This window comes from Cellulomonas aerilata, assembly GCF_007991755.1.
Classification (GTDB): domain Bacteria; phylum Actinomycetota; class Actinomycetes; order Actinomycetales; family Cellulomonadaceae; genus Pengzhenrongella; species Pengzhenrongella aerilata.
Genome location: NZ_BJYY01000013.1, coordinates 221,698 through 237,061, shown reverse-complemented (window position 1 = coordinate 237,061; position 15,364 = coordinate 221,698). Strand labels below are relative to the sequence as shown.

Annotated in this window: 12 protein-coding genes; 9 read left to right on the top strand and 3 right to left on the bottom strand. The window is 75.4% G+C overall.

Translation table 11 applies throughout. From position 1 onward, the window contains the following. Positions 1-18 precede the first annotated feature (18 nt). From CAE01nite_RS09275 to CAE01nite_RS09260, 4 genes are all read left to right on the top strand, one after another. Positions 19-1,194 carry a GNAT family N-acetyltransferase gene (locus CAE01nite_RS09275; protein WP_146903158.1) on the top strand — a complete coding sequence of 392 codons (1,176 nt, stop codon included), beginning with the start codon at positions 19-21 and terminating at the stop codon, positions 1,192-1,194. A 17-nt stretch (positions 1,195-1,211) separates the two neighbouring features. Next, positions 1,212-2,348, top strand: coding sequence for a glycosyltransferase (locus CAE01nite_RS09270; RefSeq protein ID WP_186816485.1), 1,137 nt, complete (start codon positions 1,212-1,214; stop codon positions 2,346-2,348). Positions 2,349-2,353: 5 nt separating this feature from the next. Further along, entirely contained in the window at positions 2,354-3,424 is a 1,071-nt protein-coding gene (locus CAE01nite_RS09265) for a GNAT family N-acetyltransferase (RefSeq protein ID WP_246131148.1), read from the top strand. A 224-nt stretch (positions 3,425-3,648) separates the two neighbouring features. After that, entirely contained in the window at positions 3,649-4,821 is a 1,173-nt protein-coding gene (locus CAE01nite_RS09260) for a GNAT family N-acetyltransferase (protein WP_146903150.1), read from the top strand. An 84-nt stretch (positions 4,822-4,905) separates the two neighbouring features. Here the strand turns inward: CAE01nite_RS09260 and CAE01nite_RS09255 are convergent, their stop codons facing one another. From CAE01nite_RS09255 to CAE01nite_RS09245, 3 genes are read right to left on the bottom strand one after another with little or no spacing between them, the layout of a single operon-like run. Next, on the bottom strand, positions 4,906-5,544 hold the full coding sequence (locus CAE01nite_RS09255; RefSeq protein WP_146903147.1) for a sugar transferase: 639 nt from the start codon (positions 5,542-5,544) through the stop codon (positions 4,906-4,908). Then, on the bottom strand, positions 5,541-6,701 hold the full coding sequence (locus tag CAE01nite_RS09250; protein WP_246131115.1) for a DegT/DnrJ/EryC1/StrS family aminotransferase: 1,161 nt from the start codon (positions 6,699-6,701) through the stop codon (positions 5,541-5,543). Before CAE01nite_RS09250 ends, CAE01nite_RS09255 begins: the two co-directional genes overlap by 4 nt. A 3-nt stretch (positions 6,702-6,704) precedes the next feature. Then, positions 6,705-8,675, bottom strand: coding sequence for a nucleoside-diphosphate sugar epimerase/dehydratase (locus CAE01nite_RS09245; protein WP_146903144.1), 1,971 nt, complete (start codon positions 8,673-8,675; stop codon positions 6,705-6,707). A gap of 294 nt (positions 8,676-8,969) precedes the next feature. On the opposite strand from CAE01nite_RS09245, the gene CAE01nite_RS09240 reads away from it, so the two are divergent. The 5 genes from CAE01nite_RS09240 to CAE01nite_RS09220 all read left to right on the top strand — a co-directional run bounded on the left by CAE01nite_RS09240 (position 8,970) and on the right by CAE01nite_RS09220 (position 15,322). After that, on the top strand, positions 8,970-10,682 hold the full coding sequence (locus tag CAE01nite_RS09240) for an AMP-binding protein (protein WP_146903141.1): 1,713 nt from the start codon (positions 8,970-8,972) through the stop codon (positions 10,680-10,682). 145 nt (positions 10,683-10,827) lie between these two features. Next, positions 10,828-12,579: a bifunctional metallophosphatase/5'-nucleotidase gene (locus CAE01nite_RS09235; protein WP_146903138.1), complete on the top strand. Its 1,752-nt coding sequence runs from the start codon at positions 10,828-10,830 to the stop codon at positions 12,577-12,579. 125 nt (positions 12,580-12,704) lie between these two features. Beyond that, a complete protein-coding gene (locus CAE01nite_RS09230) occupies positions 12,705-13,052 on the top strand; it encodes a YciI family protein (RefSeq protein WP_146903135.1) in 348 nt (115 codons plus the stop codon). 45 nt (positions 13,053-13,097) lie between these two features. Continuing rightward, a complete protein-coding gene (locus CAE01nite_RS09225) occupies positions 13,098-14,342 on the top strand; it encodes an RNA polymerase sigma factor (protein WP_222595868.1) in 1,245 nt (414 codons plus the stop codon). A 224-nt stretch (positions 14,343-14,566) separates the two neighbouring features. Continuing rightward, complete coding sequence (locus CAE01nite_RS09220; RefSeq protein WP_146903132.1) at positions 14,567-15,322, top strand: hypothetical protein; 756 nt, start codon at positions 14,567-14,569, stop codon at positions 15,320-15,322. The last annotated feature ends 42 nt before the right edge of the window (positions 15,323-15,364 follow it).

The window sequence follows — 15,364 nt, the reverse complement described above, 5'->3', positions numbered from 1 at the left end:
GCGCGGCAGGAGGCGTCGATGGCGGTCCACCCTGCGGAGCAGGGGTCTGCGCCGACGCTCGTGGTCGCGCCCGAGGCCCGCAGCCCGGCGCTCGAGCGCGACTGGCAGGACCTCGCAACCCGGACCGGGGCGCCGCCCTTCGTCACCCCGGGGTGGTTCTTCGCGTGGCACGACGCGTGCGCGCCGAGCGCCCGGACGCTGCTGCTGACCGCCCGCGAGGACGGTCAGCTGCTGGGCCTCCTCCCGCTCCTGCGCCGGGGGCGCAGGCTGAGCGGACCCGGGGTGGGACCCTGGTACGCGCCGGTCGCCGGCACGGCGAGCATCACCAGAGCGCTGCTGGGCGCTGCGGTGCGGCTCCGCGCCCGGCGCCTGGACCTGCACGGCCTGGACGTGGGCACCGCCGAGGCGCTCGTGCTCGAGGCCGCGCTCGCCGGGAGCGCGGTCTCGGCCGAGGTCACCGAGCGGTCACCGGTCCTGGACGTCACGGTCCCCTGGGAGGCGGTGCAGGCTCGCCTGTCCGCCTCGAGCAGGAAGCACCTGCGCCAGCGGCGGCGCCGCCTGGAGGCCCAGGGCACGGTCACGGTCGAGCACCTGGAGGGACGTCCGGCCGCCGGAGCGCTCCTGTCCGACGGCGCCGCTCTGGAGGCCCGCAGCTGGAAGGGGCAGTACGGTGCGGCGCTGACCAGCCGTCCCGAGCTCCTGCGCTTCTACGCCGACGCCGCGGGCTGGGCCGCCGACGCCGGGCTGCTGCACGTCTTCCTCCTCCGCGTGACCGGTCGGGCCGTCGCCTACGGCTTGTTCATCGAGAGCTCGGGAACCGTGTACGCACTGCGCTCGGCTTTCGACCCCGAGCTGAGCGCCTACGACCCGGGGGTGCTGCTCCGGCAGGAGGTGGTGCGCGCGCTCGTCGCGGACCCCCGGGTGGCGCTCCTCGACCACTGCGGCAACGACGACCCGCACAAGCGGACCTGGGCCGACGGCGTCCGGGACCGCCACCGCGTGCAGGTGTTCGGCGGACCCACCGGGCCGGCCGAGCGAGCCGCGGCTGCCGTGGTGGCACGCGGGGCGGCGCTGGCGCGCGACACCCTGCCACGCGGCGCGGTCCTGCGGCTGCTGTCCCTCCGCCACCGGGCGACGCGGCGCACGGTGGTGGTCCCGCGCGCCGGGACGACGACTCCCGGAGGGCCGACCTGATGCCGCGGATGCTGGTGGTGACCACCGTTCCCAGCACGACGCGGGGCTTCCTGCTGCCCTACGCCCACCACCTGCGCCGGTCGGGGTGGACCGTCGAGGCGGCCAGCGGTAGCGAGCCGGCGCTGTCGGAGATCGAGGCGTCCTTCGACGCGGTGTGGGAGGTGCCCTGGACTCGGCGGCTCCCCGACCCGGCGAACGCGCTGCAGGCTCCGTTGAGGATGCGCCGGCTCCTGCTGAGCGGCCGTTACGACGTCGTCCACACGCACACGCCGATCGCGTCGGCGATCACCCGGGCGGCCGTCGCCTCGCTGCCCCGAGCCTCCCGTCCGGCCGTGGTGTACACGGCGCACGGCTTCCACTTCCACCCGCACGGCTCCCGCGCTCGCAACGCCGCCTACGCCGCGGTGGAGAGGCTGGCGGGCCTCGCGACCGACCGCCTCGTCGTCATCAACGAGCTCGACCGTGACGAGGCCCTGCGGCGGCGGATCGTCCCGCCGGAGCGCCTCGTGCTCATGCCGGGCATCGGCATCGACCTCGACCACTACCGGGCCACCGACGAGCTGCTCGCCGCCGCGCAGGACCTGCGCACCCGCCTGGGGATCGGGCCCGACACCCCCCTCGTCACCGTCGTGGCGGAGCTGGTGCCCCGCAAGAACCACCGCACGCTCCTCGAGGCCCTCGCCGCCGCGGGCCCGGACCTGCACGCGTGCCTGGTCGGGGAGGGACCGCTGCGCGCGGAGCTGCAGGACCGGGCCGAGCAGTTGGGGGTCGCCTCGCGCACGCACCTGCTGGGGCGCCTCGAGGACGTCCGGCCGGCCGTGCTGGCCTCCACCGCCACGGTCCTCCCGTCGTGGCAGGAGGGCCTGTCCAGGGCGGTGCTGGAGTCCCTGGCCCTGGGGGTGCCGGTGGTGGGCGGTCGCACGCGCGGCATCACCGAGCTGGTGGAACCTGACGGCGGCGTGCTCGTGCCGCCCGGTGACCCGCCGGCCCTGGCCCGGGCGCTGGCCACGGTCGGTGATCTGCCGCGGGGACCGGAGCTGCGAGCCCGGCTCGACACCCGGCTGCGGCGGTGCTCGATCGAGGCGCTGCTGGCCGCGCACGACTCGCTGTACGCCGACCTCCTGCGGCAGCGGGCCCGGGCGGTGAGGACGTGACCGGCATGGCATCGTTCGTCGAGGCCACCCACCCGGCGTGGGGGCAGGTCCTGTCGGCGTGCGACCACGACGTCTACCACCTGCCCGGCTACGTCGCGGCCGCCGCCGGGCCCGAGGGCCGCGCGGTGGCCTTCCTCTACGAGGAACCCGGGGGCCGGCTGCTGCAGCCGCTCGTGCTGCGGCCGGTCCCCGGCACCGGCCTGTGCGACGCGGCGTCTCCCTACGGGTACTCGGGGCCGGTGAGCGACGTGCCCGTCGCGGACCTGGCCTTCTGGGAGCGCGCCAGCCGGGCGCTGGTGGCGGAGGCGGCTGCGGCCCGCCTCGTCTCGTGCTTCGTGCGGCTGCACCCGCTGCTGCCCGCACCGACCGAGGCGCTCGCCGCGGTCGGCCGCGTCGTGCACCACGGGTCGACGGTGTCCCTCGACCTCCGGCTGTCCGAGGACGAGGGGTGGTCGCGCCTGCGCAAGGACCACCGCAAGGACATCGCCCGCTTCGTCCGGAGCGGGGGCTCGGTGGTGTTCGACGCGTGGCACCTCCTGGACGAGTGGGTCGACGCCTACCACGAGAGCATGCGTCGACTGGGTGCTGCGGACTCCTACTTCTTCACGCGGGAGCACTTCGCGCAGCTGCGCTCCGAGCTGCCCGAGCAGACGCACCTCGCCGTCGCCCTGGACCGCGAGGACCGGCTCATGGCCGGGTCCTTCTTCTTCGAGCACCGCGGCCTGGTCAGCCACTACGTCGTCGCCACACGCACCGAGCGGTTCGCGGAGCACCCCTCCAAGGCGGTCTACGACGCGATCCGCCGCTGGGGCACCGCGCGCGGCCACCGCTCCCAGCACCTGGGGGGCGGCGTGGGGGCGGGCGAGGACGGCGTCTTCCGCTTCAAGGCCGGCTTCTCCGACCGACGCCACCCCTTCTCGACGTGGCGCGTGGTGCCGGACCCGGCCGCCTACCGGGAGCTGGCGGCCGCCGGGGGAGCCGGCCCGGAGGCGGACGACCTCAGCGGGTGGTTCCCGGCGTACCGGCGTCCGTCGTCGCAGCCGGTGGCGTCCGCGACCCCAGGGACATCGGCGTGATGCCGGCCGCGTCGGCTCCCGGTCCTCGTGGTCGAGCAGGCGCTCGTGGGTCGTCGTCGCGTCCTGGGCTGCAGGCCGTGCGGCGCCTCGGCGCCGTCGTCACGGCCGCTGCTTTCATCCTGGCCAGTGCACTGACCGCCGCCTAGCATGGCGGCGCGTTCCCAAGTTCTCCGGCTGAGCGGGTCCGTCGCGGCGTGGCGAACGGCGCGGGGGTGGAGGCGCCGATGGACCACGTCGCCGAACGAGACGTGCCGCCGCTCGTGGTCGCGCCCGAGGGACGCAGTCCGGCGCTCGAGCGCGACTGGGACGACCTCGCGACCCGGACCGGCGCCCTGCCCTTCGTCACCCCGGTGTGGTTCTTCGCGTGGCGGGACGCGTTCGCGCCGGACTTGCGGACGCTGCTGCTGACCGCCCGGCAGGACGGCCAGCTGCTGGGTGTCCTCCCGCTCCTGCGCCGGGGGCGCACCCTGGCCGGACCTGCCCGCCACTGCCCGTGGTACGCGCCGGTCGCCGGCTCGGCCGGCGTCAGGAGGGCGCTGCTGGGCGCTGCGGTGCGGCTCGGTGCCCGGCGCCTGGACCTGCACGGGCTGGACGTGAGCACCTCCGAGGCGCTCCTGCTGGAGGCAGCGCTCGCCGGCAGCGCGGTCTCGGCGCGGGTCGCCGAGCGGTCACCGGTGCTGGACGTCACGGTGCCCTGGGAAGCGGTGCAGGCGCGCCTGTCCGCCTCCCGCAGGAGGAACCTGCGCCAGGCCCGTCGCCGGCTGGAGGCGCAGGTCACGGTGACGGTGGAGCACCTGGAGGGGCGTCCGGCCGCCGAAGCGCTCCTGTCGGACTGCACCGCGGTGGAGAAGTCCAGCTGGAAGGGGCAGTACGGCGCCGCGCTGACCAGCCGCCCCGAGCTCCTGCGCTTCTACGCCGACGCTGCGGGCTGGGCCGCCGACGCCGGGCTGCTGCACGTCTTCTTCCTCCGGGTGGCCGGTCGGGCCGTCGCCTACGACCTGTCCATCGAGACCGCGGGGACCGTGTACGGACTCCGCATGGCCTACGACCCCGAGCTGCGCAGCTATGCGCCGGGCATCCTGCTGAGCCACGAGGTGGTGCGCGCGTTCGTCGAGGACCCCGAGGTGGCGCTCTACGACCAGTGCGGCGATGACGACGCGCACAAGAGGACCTGGGCCGACGGCGTGCGAGACCGCCACCACGTGCAGGTGTTCGGCGGACCTACCGGGCCGGTCGAGCGAGCCGGGGCGGCCGTGCTGGCGCGGGGGACCTCACTGGCGCGTGACGCCCTGCCGCGCGGTGCGGTCCTGCGGCTGGCGTCCCTGCGCCATCGGGCGACGGCGCCCCCGCTGGACCGGCCGCCCGCCGCAGGGACTCCCTCGGAGGAGCGGACGTGATGCCGCGGGTGCTCGTCACGACCACCGCCACGAGAACGACGCGGGGTCTCCCGTTGCGATACGCCGACCACCTGGCGGACGACCTCAGCGGGTGGTCCCCGGCGTACCGGCGTCCGTCGCCGCAGCCGGTGGCGTCCGCGACCCCAGGAACATCGGCGTGATGCCGGCCGCGTCGGCGCCCGCACCCCGCGGGTCGAGCAGGCGCACGAGGGTCAGCAGGAGGATCCGGACGTCCATCCACCACGACCGGGTGTCGACGTAGCGCACGTCCAGGGCGAAGGTCTGCTCCCAGTCGAGGGCGTTGCGCCCGCTGACCTGCGCCAGCCCGGTGATGCCCGGGCGCACGTCGTGGCGGCGGGCCTGCTCGGGGGTGTACCGGTCGAGGTAGTCCACCAGGAGCGGGCGCGGGCCCACCAGGCTCATCTCCCCGCGCAGGACGTTGAGCAGCTCGGGCAGCTCGTCGAGGCTGGTGCGCCGCAGGAACCGACCGAGCGGGGGGATCCGCTCGTCGTGGTCGGCGAACTCGCGCCCCGGCGCGAGCGGGGGGCGCATGGTCCGGAACTTGAGGATCTCGAAGACGGCGCCGCCGAGCCCGGGCCGGGGCTGCCGGAAGAGCACCGGGCGACCCATCACGAGGCGCACGCTCAGGGCGACCGCCGCGAGCACCGGGGACAGCAGGACGAGCGCGACGCTCGCCACGACGACGTCGGTGAGCCGCTTCACCGGACTGCTCGCAGCGGCCGGCGAGCGGGCGCCCGGCGCGGGGTGGCCAGCACCGCCTCGATGACGCGGTCGCGCTCCAGGTCGGTCATGCCCGACCCGCTGGGCAGGGCCAGCCCCCGCGCGAACAGGTCCTCGCACACGGCGCCGCCGACGACCTGCGCCCCGGCGAACACCGGCTGTAGATGCATCGGCTTCCAGGTCGCACGGGCCTCGATGGAGCACGACTGCAGGTGCAGCCTGACCTGCTCGGCGGTCGCCCCGAACTCGTCGGGCTCCACCAGCACGCAGGTGAGCCAGCAGTTGGAGCGCCCGTGGTCCGCCAGCGGCATGAGCTGGAGGCCGGGGGTGTCGGCGAAGGCCGCACGGTAGGCCGCGCGATGCGCACGACGGCGGTCGACCTTGGCGTGCAGGCTCAGCAGCTGGGCACGCCCGACCGCTGCCAGCAGGTTGCTCAGCCGGTAGTTGTAGCCGATGTCGCGGTGCTCGTAGTGCGCGACGGGCTCGCGCGCCTGGGTCGCCAGGTGCCTGGCACGAGCCGCCAGCGCCGCGTCGGGGGTCAGCAGCATCCCGCCGCCGCCGGCGGTGATGATCTTGTTGCCGTTGAAGGACAGGGCCGCGCTGCGCCCGAAGACGCCGGCCGCCCGACCCCGGTAGGTCGACCCGAGGGCCTCGGCGGCGTCCTCCACGAGCTCCACGCCCGCCTCCTCGCACAGCGGGACGAGGGCGTCGTAGTCGGCGCACTGGCCGTAGATGTCGACGGCGATGACCGCGCGGCACCGCCCCGCGCCGGCCCGCAGGCGCTCGGCCACGAGCGCGGTGTCCAGCGTCCACGTCGACGGGCTGCAGTCGACGAAGACCGGCGTCGCCCCGAGGTACGCGACGACGTTGGCGGTGGCCGCGAAGGTGAACGACGGGACGAGGACCTCGTCGCCCGGGCCCACCCCGGCGAGCAGCAGGCCCAGGTGCAGCGCCGCGGTGCCGCTGGACAGGGCGACGGCGTGCTCGGCCCCGACCACCGCGGCGACCTCGTGCTCGAAGGCGTCCAGGTCCGGGCCCGCGGGGGCCACCCAGCCCGACTCCAGGGCCGCGAGCAGCATCGTGCGCTCGGCCTCGCCCACCTCCGGCGGCGAGAGCAGGATCGCGCCGGGAGCGCCCACGCCTCAGGCCCCCGCCGGGGCGGGGGGTGCCAAGGGAGTCGCGACCAGCCGGTGGAACGGGTTCGCGTCCTCGAGCCGCAGCCCGGCCTGCGCGTGCGCGACCTCGGGCGCGACGAAGGGGTGCGCACCGTGCAGGGCGACGGCGCCCCGCTGCGCCATCGACCGCATCCTGCGCACCAGCTCGGCGTCCGGGGTGGACGGTGCGAGCGCTCGCAGCTCCTCCGGGTCGAGCGGTGGGACGGCGACGTGGGAGATGAGGGGGTGGACGGGGCGCACGTCGCACTCTCCGGGGCCGAAGAGGTCCTCGTGGAGCTTCTCGCCCGGTCGCAGACCGGTGAACTCGATGCGCACCTGGGGCGCCGACGTCTCCACCATCCGCCGGGCGACGTCGAGGATGCGCACCGGACGGCCCATGTCGAGGATCAGCGCCTCGCCCGCCCCGCCGACGGCACCGGCCTGCACCACGAGGGAGACCGCCTCCTCCACCGTCATGAAGAACCGGGTGACGTCCGGGTCGGTGACGGTCACCGGGCCGCCCTGCCGGATCTGCTCGGCGAACGTCACCAGCACCGACCCGCGGCTGCCCAGGACGTTGCCGAAGCGCACGCTCAGGGCCACCATCCCGGTCTCGCAGGCGACCCAGGTGGTGAGCTGCTCCGCCAGGCGCTTGGAGTAGCCCAGGACGCTGCACGGGTCCGCCGCCTTGTCGGTGGAGATGTTGACGAACCGCTCCACGCCCCACGCGGCGGACGCCTCCAGCACGTTGAGCGTGCCCAGGACGTTGGTCTTGACCGCCTCTCCCGGGTGCATCTCCAGCAGCGGGAGGTGCTTGAGCGCGGCCGCGTGGAAGACCACGTGCGGTCGGTGCTCGGCCATGACCGCCGACAGCCGCTGCGAGTCGCGGATGTCGGCGACGACGATGCTCCGGTCGTCCAGCAGGGCGTGCCCCTCCAGCGACAGCTGCACGCCGTGCAGGGCGGACTCGTCGCGGTCGAGCATGACCAGCCGCTCGGGCGAGCAGCGGTTGATCTGCCGGCACAGCTCCGAGCCGATGGACCCACCGGCACCCGTGACCAGGACCCGTCGGCCGGCCAGGTACCCGCAGACCGCCGCGAGGTCCAGGTCGGCAACGGGGCGGCCCAGCAGGTCGGCGGGGTCGACGGGGTGGATGTCGGCCACCGACACCGCTCGCGTGAGCAGCTCGTCGATGGGGGGCACGACCTTGACGACCACGCCCAGCGGGGCGACGCGCTCCACGACGTCCCGGACCAGCTCGTCGTCGGCGCTCGGGACCGCGACCACGACGCCGCTGGCGCGCCGGGTGCGCAGGACGTCGACGAGCGCGTCGCGTCGGCCGAGCACCGGCACGCCGCCGATGCTGAGGCCGGTCTTGGTGCGGTCGTCGTCGACGATGGCCACCGGGAGGTACGGGCTCGTGGGCGAGTGGAGCATCGCCTCGACGACCTGCCGACCGGCCTCGCCGGCGCCGACCACCACGACCCTGGTGGCGGCCTCCGCCGGTCTCAGCCGCCGGTCGGTCTGGCGGCGCGCGACCCAGCGCGCCGACGCCATGGCGAGCAGGACCAGCGGAGCGGCCACGAGGGGCAGGAGCGGCAGGGGCTGCGCCGTCGCGAGGTGCAGGACGACGAGCAGCACCGCGCACGCGGCCACCGAGCGGGACAGGACGTACGCCTCGTCGTAGCCACCCACCCGCCAGCGCCTGGTGTAGAGGCCGCTCGCGGCGCCGGTCCCCAGCTGGAGAGCGACGGCGGCAGCCGCCACGGCTGGTGTGCTGGGTGCGTAGGTGCCGATCAGCACGTCCATCCCGAGGAGGGCGAGCGCCAGCGGCCAGGCCGCCGCGTCGACCAGGGCGATCGGGACCTGGACGCACCACACCGGCCTCCGGGGCAGGTGCGTGGTGAGACCCCCCGGTCGCAGGAGTCGTGCCGTGCTCGTAGAACGCGCTGTGGGCATGGTCGTCCCCTTCGACGGGCCCGGGTGGCAGACATTCAACTGGTCGGCCGGGTAGTGGATCAGCGCTGGTCCACTACCGCGTCATGCTGTCTCCGATGCTAGCCATCACTTCACCCAAATGGGGCAAATCGGACAATTGTTATTCTGGCGCGAGGCGCCGGCGCCCCGACGGGGCGGCTCGTGCGCCGGTCGCGAGGGCGCCCGCGAGCCGCCGGCCACCCCCGCCCCGGGGCGCCCGGGGGGACGGCCCCGGCCATAATCCTCGCGGTGACCCCGACCGCATGGAGGCGGCAGATGCAGCACGACGACGCACGGCCCTGGCTCCCGTCCTACGCCCCGGGTGTGCCGGCCGACGTCGAGCCGCCGACCGAGCCCGTCACGGCCTCGCTGGCCCGCGCCGCCGCGCAGCACCCGAGCCGGGTCGCGGTGGACCTGTTCGGCGCGGTGACCACGTACGCCGACCTGGCACGGCGCGTCGAGCGGGCAGCCGCCGCGTTGCACGGGCTGGGCGTCCGCCACGGCGACCGGGTGGCTCTCGTCCTGCCGAACTGCACGAGCCACGTGGTCGCCTTCTACGCCGTCCTGCGCCTGGGCGCCGTCGTGGTCGAGCACAACCCGACCTACACCGCTTCGGAGCTCGAGCACCAGCTCCACGACAGCGGCGCCGTCGTGGCCGTGGTGTGGGAGAAGGCGGTGCCGGCCGTGCTGACCGCGCGCCCGAGGACCGCGCTGCGGACGGTGGTCGCGGTCGACCTGAGCGCGGACCTGCCGCTCGCGAAGCGTCTGGCCATGCGTCTGCCGGTCGCGGCCGCCCGTCGCACGCGGGACGCGATGCGCGGCCCGGTGCCGCCGGACGCGGGCGTGCTGCGCTGGGGCCGGCTGCTCGCCGCCGCCGGCCCGCTCCCGGCGGGTCACCCGTCGCCCGGCGTCGACGACGTCGCCCTGCTGCAGTACACCGGTGGCACCACCGGCACACCCAAGGGAGCCGTGCTGCGCCACCGCCACCTCGCCGTCAACGCGGCCCAGGGACAGGCGTGGACGGGGCACGCGGACGGCACCGAGACCGTCTACGCCGCCCTGCCCTTCTTCCACGCCTTCGGCCTGATGCTGTGCCTGACCTACGCGGTGCGGATCGCGGCGACCGTGGTCGTCTTCCCCCGGTTCGACGTGGACGCGGTGCTCGCGGCCCAGCGTCGCCGGCCCGCGACCTTCGTCCCCGGCGTCCCGCCGATGTTCGAGCGCCTCGCCGCGGCCGCACCCGGGGCCGGGGCGGACCTCACCTCCATCCGCACCGCGATCTCGGGTGCCATGGCGCTGCCCGTCGAGACCGCGCGGGCGTGGGAGGAGGTCACCGGTGGCCTGCTCGTCGAGGGCTACGGCATGACCGAGACCTCGCCCGTCGCGCTGGGCAGCCCGCTCTCGCCCGCCCGCCGCCCGGGCACGCTCGGCCTGCCGTTCCCGTCGACCCGGGTGCGTGTCACCGACCCGGAGGACCCCACGCGCGACGTGGGCCCGGGGGAGCGGGGCGAGCTGCTGGTCAGCGGCCCGCAGGTGTTCGACGGCTACTGGCAGCGCCCCGAGGACACGGCGGCGGTGCTGCTCGAGCACGACGGGCGCACCTGGCTGCGCACCGGGGACGTCGTCGTGGTCGAGGACGGCGGCTTCGTCCGGCTGGTCGACCGCCTCAAGGAGGTCATCATCACCGGCGGCTTCAACGTCTACCCGAGCCAGGTGGAGGACCACCTGCGCCTGATGCCGGAGATCGCCGACGTCGCCGTCGTCGGGGTGCCGGGCGGGGACCTGGGGGAGAAGGTCGTGGCGGCGATCGTGCTCGCCGAGGGGGCGACGCGCGTCGAGCTCGCGGCCGTGCGGGCGTGGAGCGCGCAGCGGCTGGCGCGCTACGCCCTGCCGCGCCAGCTCGTCGTGCTGCCCGAGCTGCCGCGGTCGCAGATCGGCAAGGTGCTCCGGCGCGTCGTCCGGCAGCAGGTCATCGACCGCGGGGAGTGAGCGGGCCCGGCCGGGGTCGGGCTCGGCCCCGACCCGGTCCGACCGGTGAGGTCACGGTTCGCCTGCAGTTCACCCGGACGCGGCCGGACCGGCATAGCGTGGCCGGTGGCGGGACCGACCGCCCCCTGACCACGGGAGACCCGAGATGACCCGTTCCCTTCGCCAGCGGCGCACGCTGGCCCTCGCCGGGACGGCGTCCGTCGCCGCCCTCGTCGTCGGCGCCACCACCGTCGGCGCCGCCGCCGACACGCGGGGTGGACGCGGGCCGGAGCCGGTGCAGGTGCAGCTCCTCGCCCTCAACGACTTCCACGGGGCGCTGGAGCCGCCGAGCGGTTCGGGCGGCCGGGTCCAGACCGGCCCGGCGGTGGGCACCACGCCGGCGCCGACCGTGGACGCGGGCGGCGCGGAGTTCCTCGACACCCAGCTCGCCCTGCTCGCGGAGCAGCAGCGGAAGCGGAACACCATCACGGTCGCGGCCGGTGACCTCATCGGCGCGTCGCCGCTGCTGTCGGCCGCCTTCCACGACGAGCCGACGATCGAGTCCCTCGGCCTGGCCGGGCTGGACTACGCCAGCGTCGGCAACCACGAGTTCGACGAGGGGGCCGCCGAGCTGCTGCGCATCCAGAACGGCGGCTGCCACCCGGTGGACGGGTGCGCCGACGGGACGCCGTTCGAGGGCGCCGGCTTCCAGTACCTGTCCGCCAACGCGTTCGTCACCGAGACCGGCGCACCGCTGCTGGCGCCGTACGCCATCCACCGGGTGCAGGGGGTGCGGATCGGCTTCATCGGCATGACCCTCGAGGGCACCGCGGACATCGTGAGCCAGCAGGGGGTCGCCGGGCTGGAGTTCGCGGACGAGATCGCCACCGCGAACCGGTACGCCGCGGAGCTGCAGAGCCGGCGTGTGGAGGCGATCGTCGTCCTGCTGCACCAGGGTGGGACCCAGACGGGTCCGGACGCCTGGGACGTCGACGGCTGCGCGGGCCTGACCGGACCGATCGTCGACATCGCCGCCGGCATGAGCGACGCGATCGACGTCGTCGTCAGCGGGCACACGCACCAGGCCTACAACTGCCGGGTGGACGGCAAGCTCGTCACCAGCGCCGGGTCCAACGGACGCCTGGTCACCGACATCGACCTCACCATCGACCGTCGCACGCGCGACATCGAGCAGGCCGTGGCGGACAACGTCGTGGTGACCCGCGACGTCGTCCGGGACCCCGACCAGACCGCGTTGATCGACCGCTACGTCGAGCTCCTCGGGCCGATCGCGGACCGGGTGGTCGGCGAGACCGCCACCGAGCTGACCCGGGCGCAGGAGACGCTCTTCCCCGGGGCGTCGGGGGAGTCCGCGCTGGGCGACGTCATCGCCGACGCCCAGTTGGCGGCGACCGACGACGAGGCGGGCGCCGTCGCCGCGCTGATGAACCCCGGCGGCGTCCGGGCGGACCTGGACGCCGGCCCGGTCACCTACGAGGAGGCGTTCACGGTCCAGCCGTTCGCCAACAACCTGGTGACCCTCGACCTCACCGGCGCGCAGCTGCAGTGCGTCCTGGAGCAGCAGTTCCAGGTCGGTCGCACCCTGTACCCGTCCGCGACCCTGACCTATGCCGTCGACCCGGCCGGCACGACCGCGCCCGTGGGGGCGGACCCCTGCACCGGCACCCGGGTCCCGGACGGTGGCGTGGCCATCGGGGGTGTCCCGGTCGACGCCGGGACGACGTACCGGATCACGGTGAACAACTTCCTCGCCGGCGGCGGGGACGGGTTCAGCACGCTGACCGCCGGGACGAACGCGGTCACGGGATCGCTGGACCTGGACGCCTTCGTGGCCTACCTCGAGGCGAGCTCGCCGGTCGCCGTCCCGACCGACGACCGCATCACCGTCCTCGGCTGACGCCGGCGCGGACCCGCGCAGCGCTCGACCGAGGTCGTCGTGCCCTGCTGTCGATCTGCGCCATCCTCGACCGACGTCCAGGTGACGGCGCTCGATCCGAGGCGCCCCAGCCGGAAGGAACGACCATGGCGAAGTACCTGATCCTCATCTACGGCGACGAGCAGGCCTACGCGGCCGGGGGCGAGGAGGCCTTCGACGAGTCGATGCGCGCCCACAGCGCGTTCAGCGAGAAGCACGGCGCCGCCCTGCGCGGCGGCGAGGCGCTGCGCGAGACGTCCACCGCGACGACCATCCGGTCCCGACCCGGTGACGAGCCGCTCGTCACCGACGGACCCTTCGTCGAGACCAAGGAGGCGCTCGGCGGCTACTACGTCGTCGAGGCGCCCGACCTCGACGCCGCCATCGCGATCGCGAAGGACGTGCCGGCTCCCGACGGCGGCGTGGAGGTCCGCCCGATCTGGGAGCTCTCGTGAGCCGGAGGAGCGGTCGGCGGGCTGCCTGACGCGGTCGGTCCGACCGTGGACGTGCCCGCGGCGGACGTCGCCGCCGCCGTCGCCGACGCGCACCGTCGCGAGTGGGCCCTCGTGCTCGCCGCGACGGTGCGCGTCGTGCGCGACCTCGACATGGCCGAGGAGTGCGCGCAGGACGCGTTCGCGCAGGCCCTGGCGGCCTGGCCCGGCACCGGTGTCCCGCGCAACCCCGGGGCGTGGCTGACGACGGTGGCGCGACGACGTGGGGTGGACGCCGTCCGGCGCGAGCAGCTGTGGCGCCGGGCGGTCCCGCTGCTCGTGGACGACGAGCCGGCGCCCGGGCCCGACGAGGTGGTCGCCGCCCGGCAGGACCTGCCGGACGACCGCCTGCGCCTGGTCTTCACGTGCTGCCACCCGGGCCTGGGGAGGGACGCGCAGGTCGCGCTCACGCTCCGTCTCGTCTGCGGACTGACGACGGCGGAGGTCGCCCGGGCCTTCCTCGTCAGCGAGCCCACGATGGCGGCGCGACTGACGCGGGCGAAGAAGAAGATCGCCGCCGCCCGCATCCCGTACCGGGTACCGCCGCCGGAGGAGCGACCAGGACGGGTCGCCGCCGTCCTGGAGGTGGTCCACCTCGTCTTCACCACCGGGCACACGGCCCCTGCCGGTGCCGACCTGGTCCGCCGTGACCTCGTGGAGCGGGCGCTCGACCTCGCCCGGATGCTGCGGGTGCTGCTGCCGGACGACCCGGACGTCGCCGGCCTCCTGGCGCTGGTCCTGCTCACGGACTCGCGCCGCGCCACCCGCACGGACGACGGTCGGCTCCTGCTGCTTGAGGAGCAGGACCGCAGCCGGTGGAACACGACGGCCATCCGGGAGGGCGTCGCGCTCGTCCGGGAGGCCCTCGAGCACCGCCCCCCGGGCCGGTACGCGCTCCAGGCCGCGATCTCGGCCGTGCACGCCGAGTCGCCCACCTGGGAGGACACCGACTGGCAGGAGATCGCGGGCCTGTACGACGCCCTGGTCGCGGTGTGGCCGTCACCCGTCGTGGCCCTCAACCGCGCCGTGGCCGTCGGGCTGGCCCGGGGCCCGCGCGCCGGGCTGGCCGAGATCGACGCGCTGCGTGACGAGCCGACCCTGGCGACCTACCCGTACGCGGCCGCGGCCCGGGCGGACTTCCTGCGCCGCCTCGGCCGGGTCGCCGAGGCCCGCCTGGCCTACGAGGAGGCGCTGCACCTGACGACGAACGAGGTGGAGCGGGCGTTCCTGGAGCGCCGGCTCGCCGAGCTGTGAGGACGGCGGCCGGGCACCGGCGTCCAGGACGGCGCACCGCGCCGTCGCCGTCGTGCCGACCGCCCGTGCGGCGCGAGACCCGCCGGGGCGGTCGCGCGGCGCCGGGCGTCCCGTGGTCGACTGGTCGCCGATCGACGCTCGCCTGGCCCGGGTGGCGCGTGCCCGCGGCGCACGCCCGACGTCCGCACCGCCCGGGCACGGGCCGGACCACGAGGAGACCCCGCTTGTCCAAGGAGACCGTCACCGACGCGCAGATCGCCCGTGCCCTCGGCTTGTACGCCGGGATGGTGGATCGCGTCCTGACCCAGCCCCAGCGGTGGCTCGGGCTTGATGACGACCCCCCGCCCACGGCGCCGTTCCCGGCCAGGGCCCTGGACGCGCTGCGGGACCGCGCCCTGGGTGAGGTGACACCCGCCTCACCCACCTGGAGCGATCAGCCCCTCCAGCGGCGGGTGGACTGGTGGGTGACCCGGATCGGTATCAGTGCCGGGCTGGCCGCAGCCACCCCCCGGTTCGCCGGCGCGCTGGCCGACCGGGTGCCGCTGCAGGCCGCTCTGGGCGCGTCCGCCGCCGGGCTCGCCGTGTGCGCCACCGCCCGGGAGCACGGCCGCACCAGTCCCGACCAGTGGGTGCCGTTGCTGTCCGAGGTCCTGTTCGGGCGCCGGCTCGCCACGGCGGAGCCACCCGTCCCGGCCGCCGCCGAGGCCGAGCACCAGCTCGACGCCGACGACGCGGAGGACCGGACCGACGACCCCCCGGCGGTGGGTCGCGGACGGGGGGCCCAGCGGGCGGCTCGGACGGTGTGGCGACTCGCTCGCACCTTCCTCGGCCTGCAGGACCTCCTGGACGAGCGGCCCCGGGGCAACCTGCTCACCCGTGCGGCGGGCAAGCTGCCCGTCGTGGGCCTCGCCGGGGGGTGGCTCGACGAACGAGCGGCCATCCGCAAGGCCGCCCGGCGCACGGCGAGCCTGCTGCGGTAGCGGCCGCCGCCGCCGCCGGGTCACCCGGGTCGGTGCGTCGCG

Bases quoted from the DNA above. Each gene is read 5' to 3' on its own strand.
- CAE01nite_RS09275 (WP_146903158.1), top strand. From the start codon at position 19: ATGGCGGTCCACCCTGCGGAGCAGGGGTCTGCGCCGACGCTCGTGGTC.
- CAE01nite_RS09265 (WP_246131148.1), top strand. From the start codon at position 2,354: ATGGCATCGTTCGTCGAGGCCACCCACCCGGCGTGGGGGCAGGTCCTG.
- CAE01nite_RS09260 (WP_146903150.1), top strand. From the start codon at position 3,649: ATGGACCACGTCGCCGAACGAGACGTGCCGCCGCTCGTGGTCGCGCCC.
- CAE01nite_RS09245 (WP_146903144.1), bottom strand. From the start codon at position 8,675: ATGCCCACAGCGCGTTCTACGAGCACGGCACGACTCCTGCGACCGGGG.
- CAE01nite_RS09240 (WP_146903141.1), top strand. From the start codon at position 8,970: ATGCAGCACGACGACGCACGGCCCTGGCTCCCGTCCTACGCCCCGGGT.
- CAE01nite_RS09235 (WP_146903138.1), top strand. From the start codon at position 10,828: ATGACCCGTTCCCTTCGCCAGCGGCGCACGCTGGCCCTCGCCGGGACG.
- CAE01nite_RS09230 (WP_146903135.1), top strand. From the start codon at position 12,705: ATGGCGAAGTACCTGATCCTCATCTACGGCGACGAGCAGGCCTACGCG.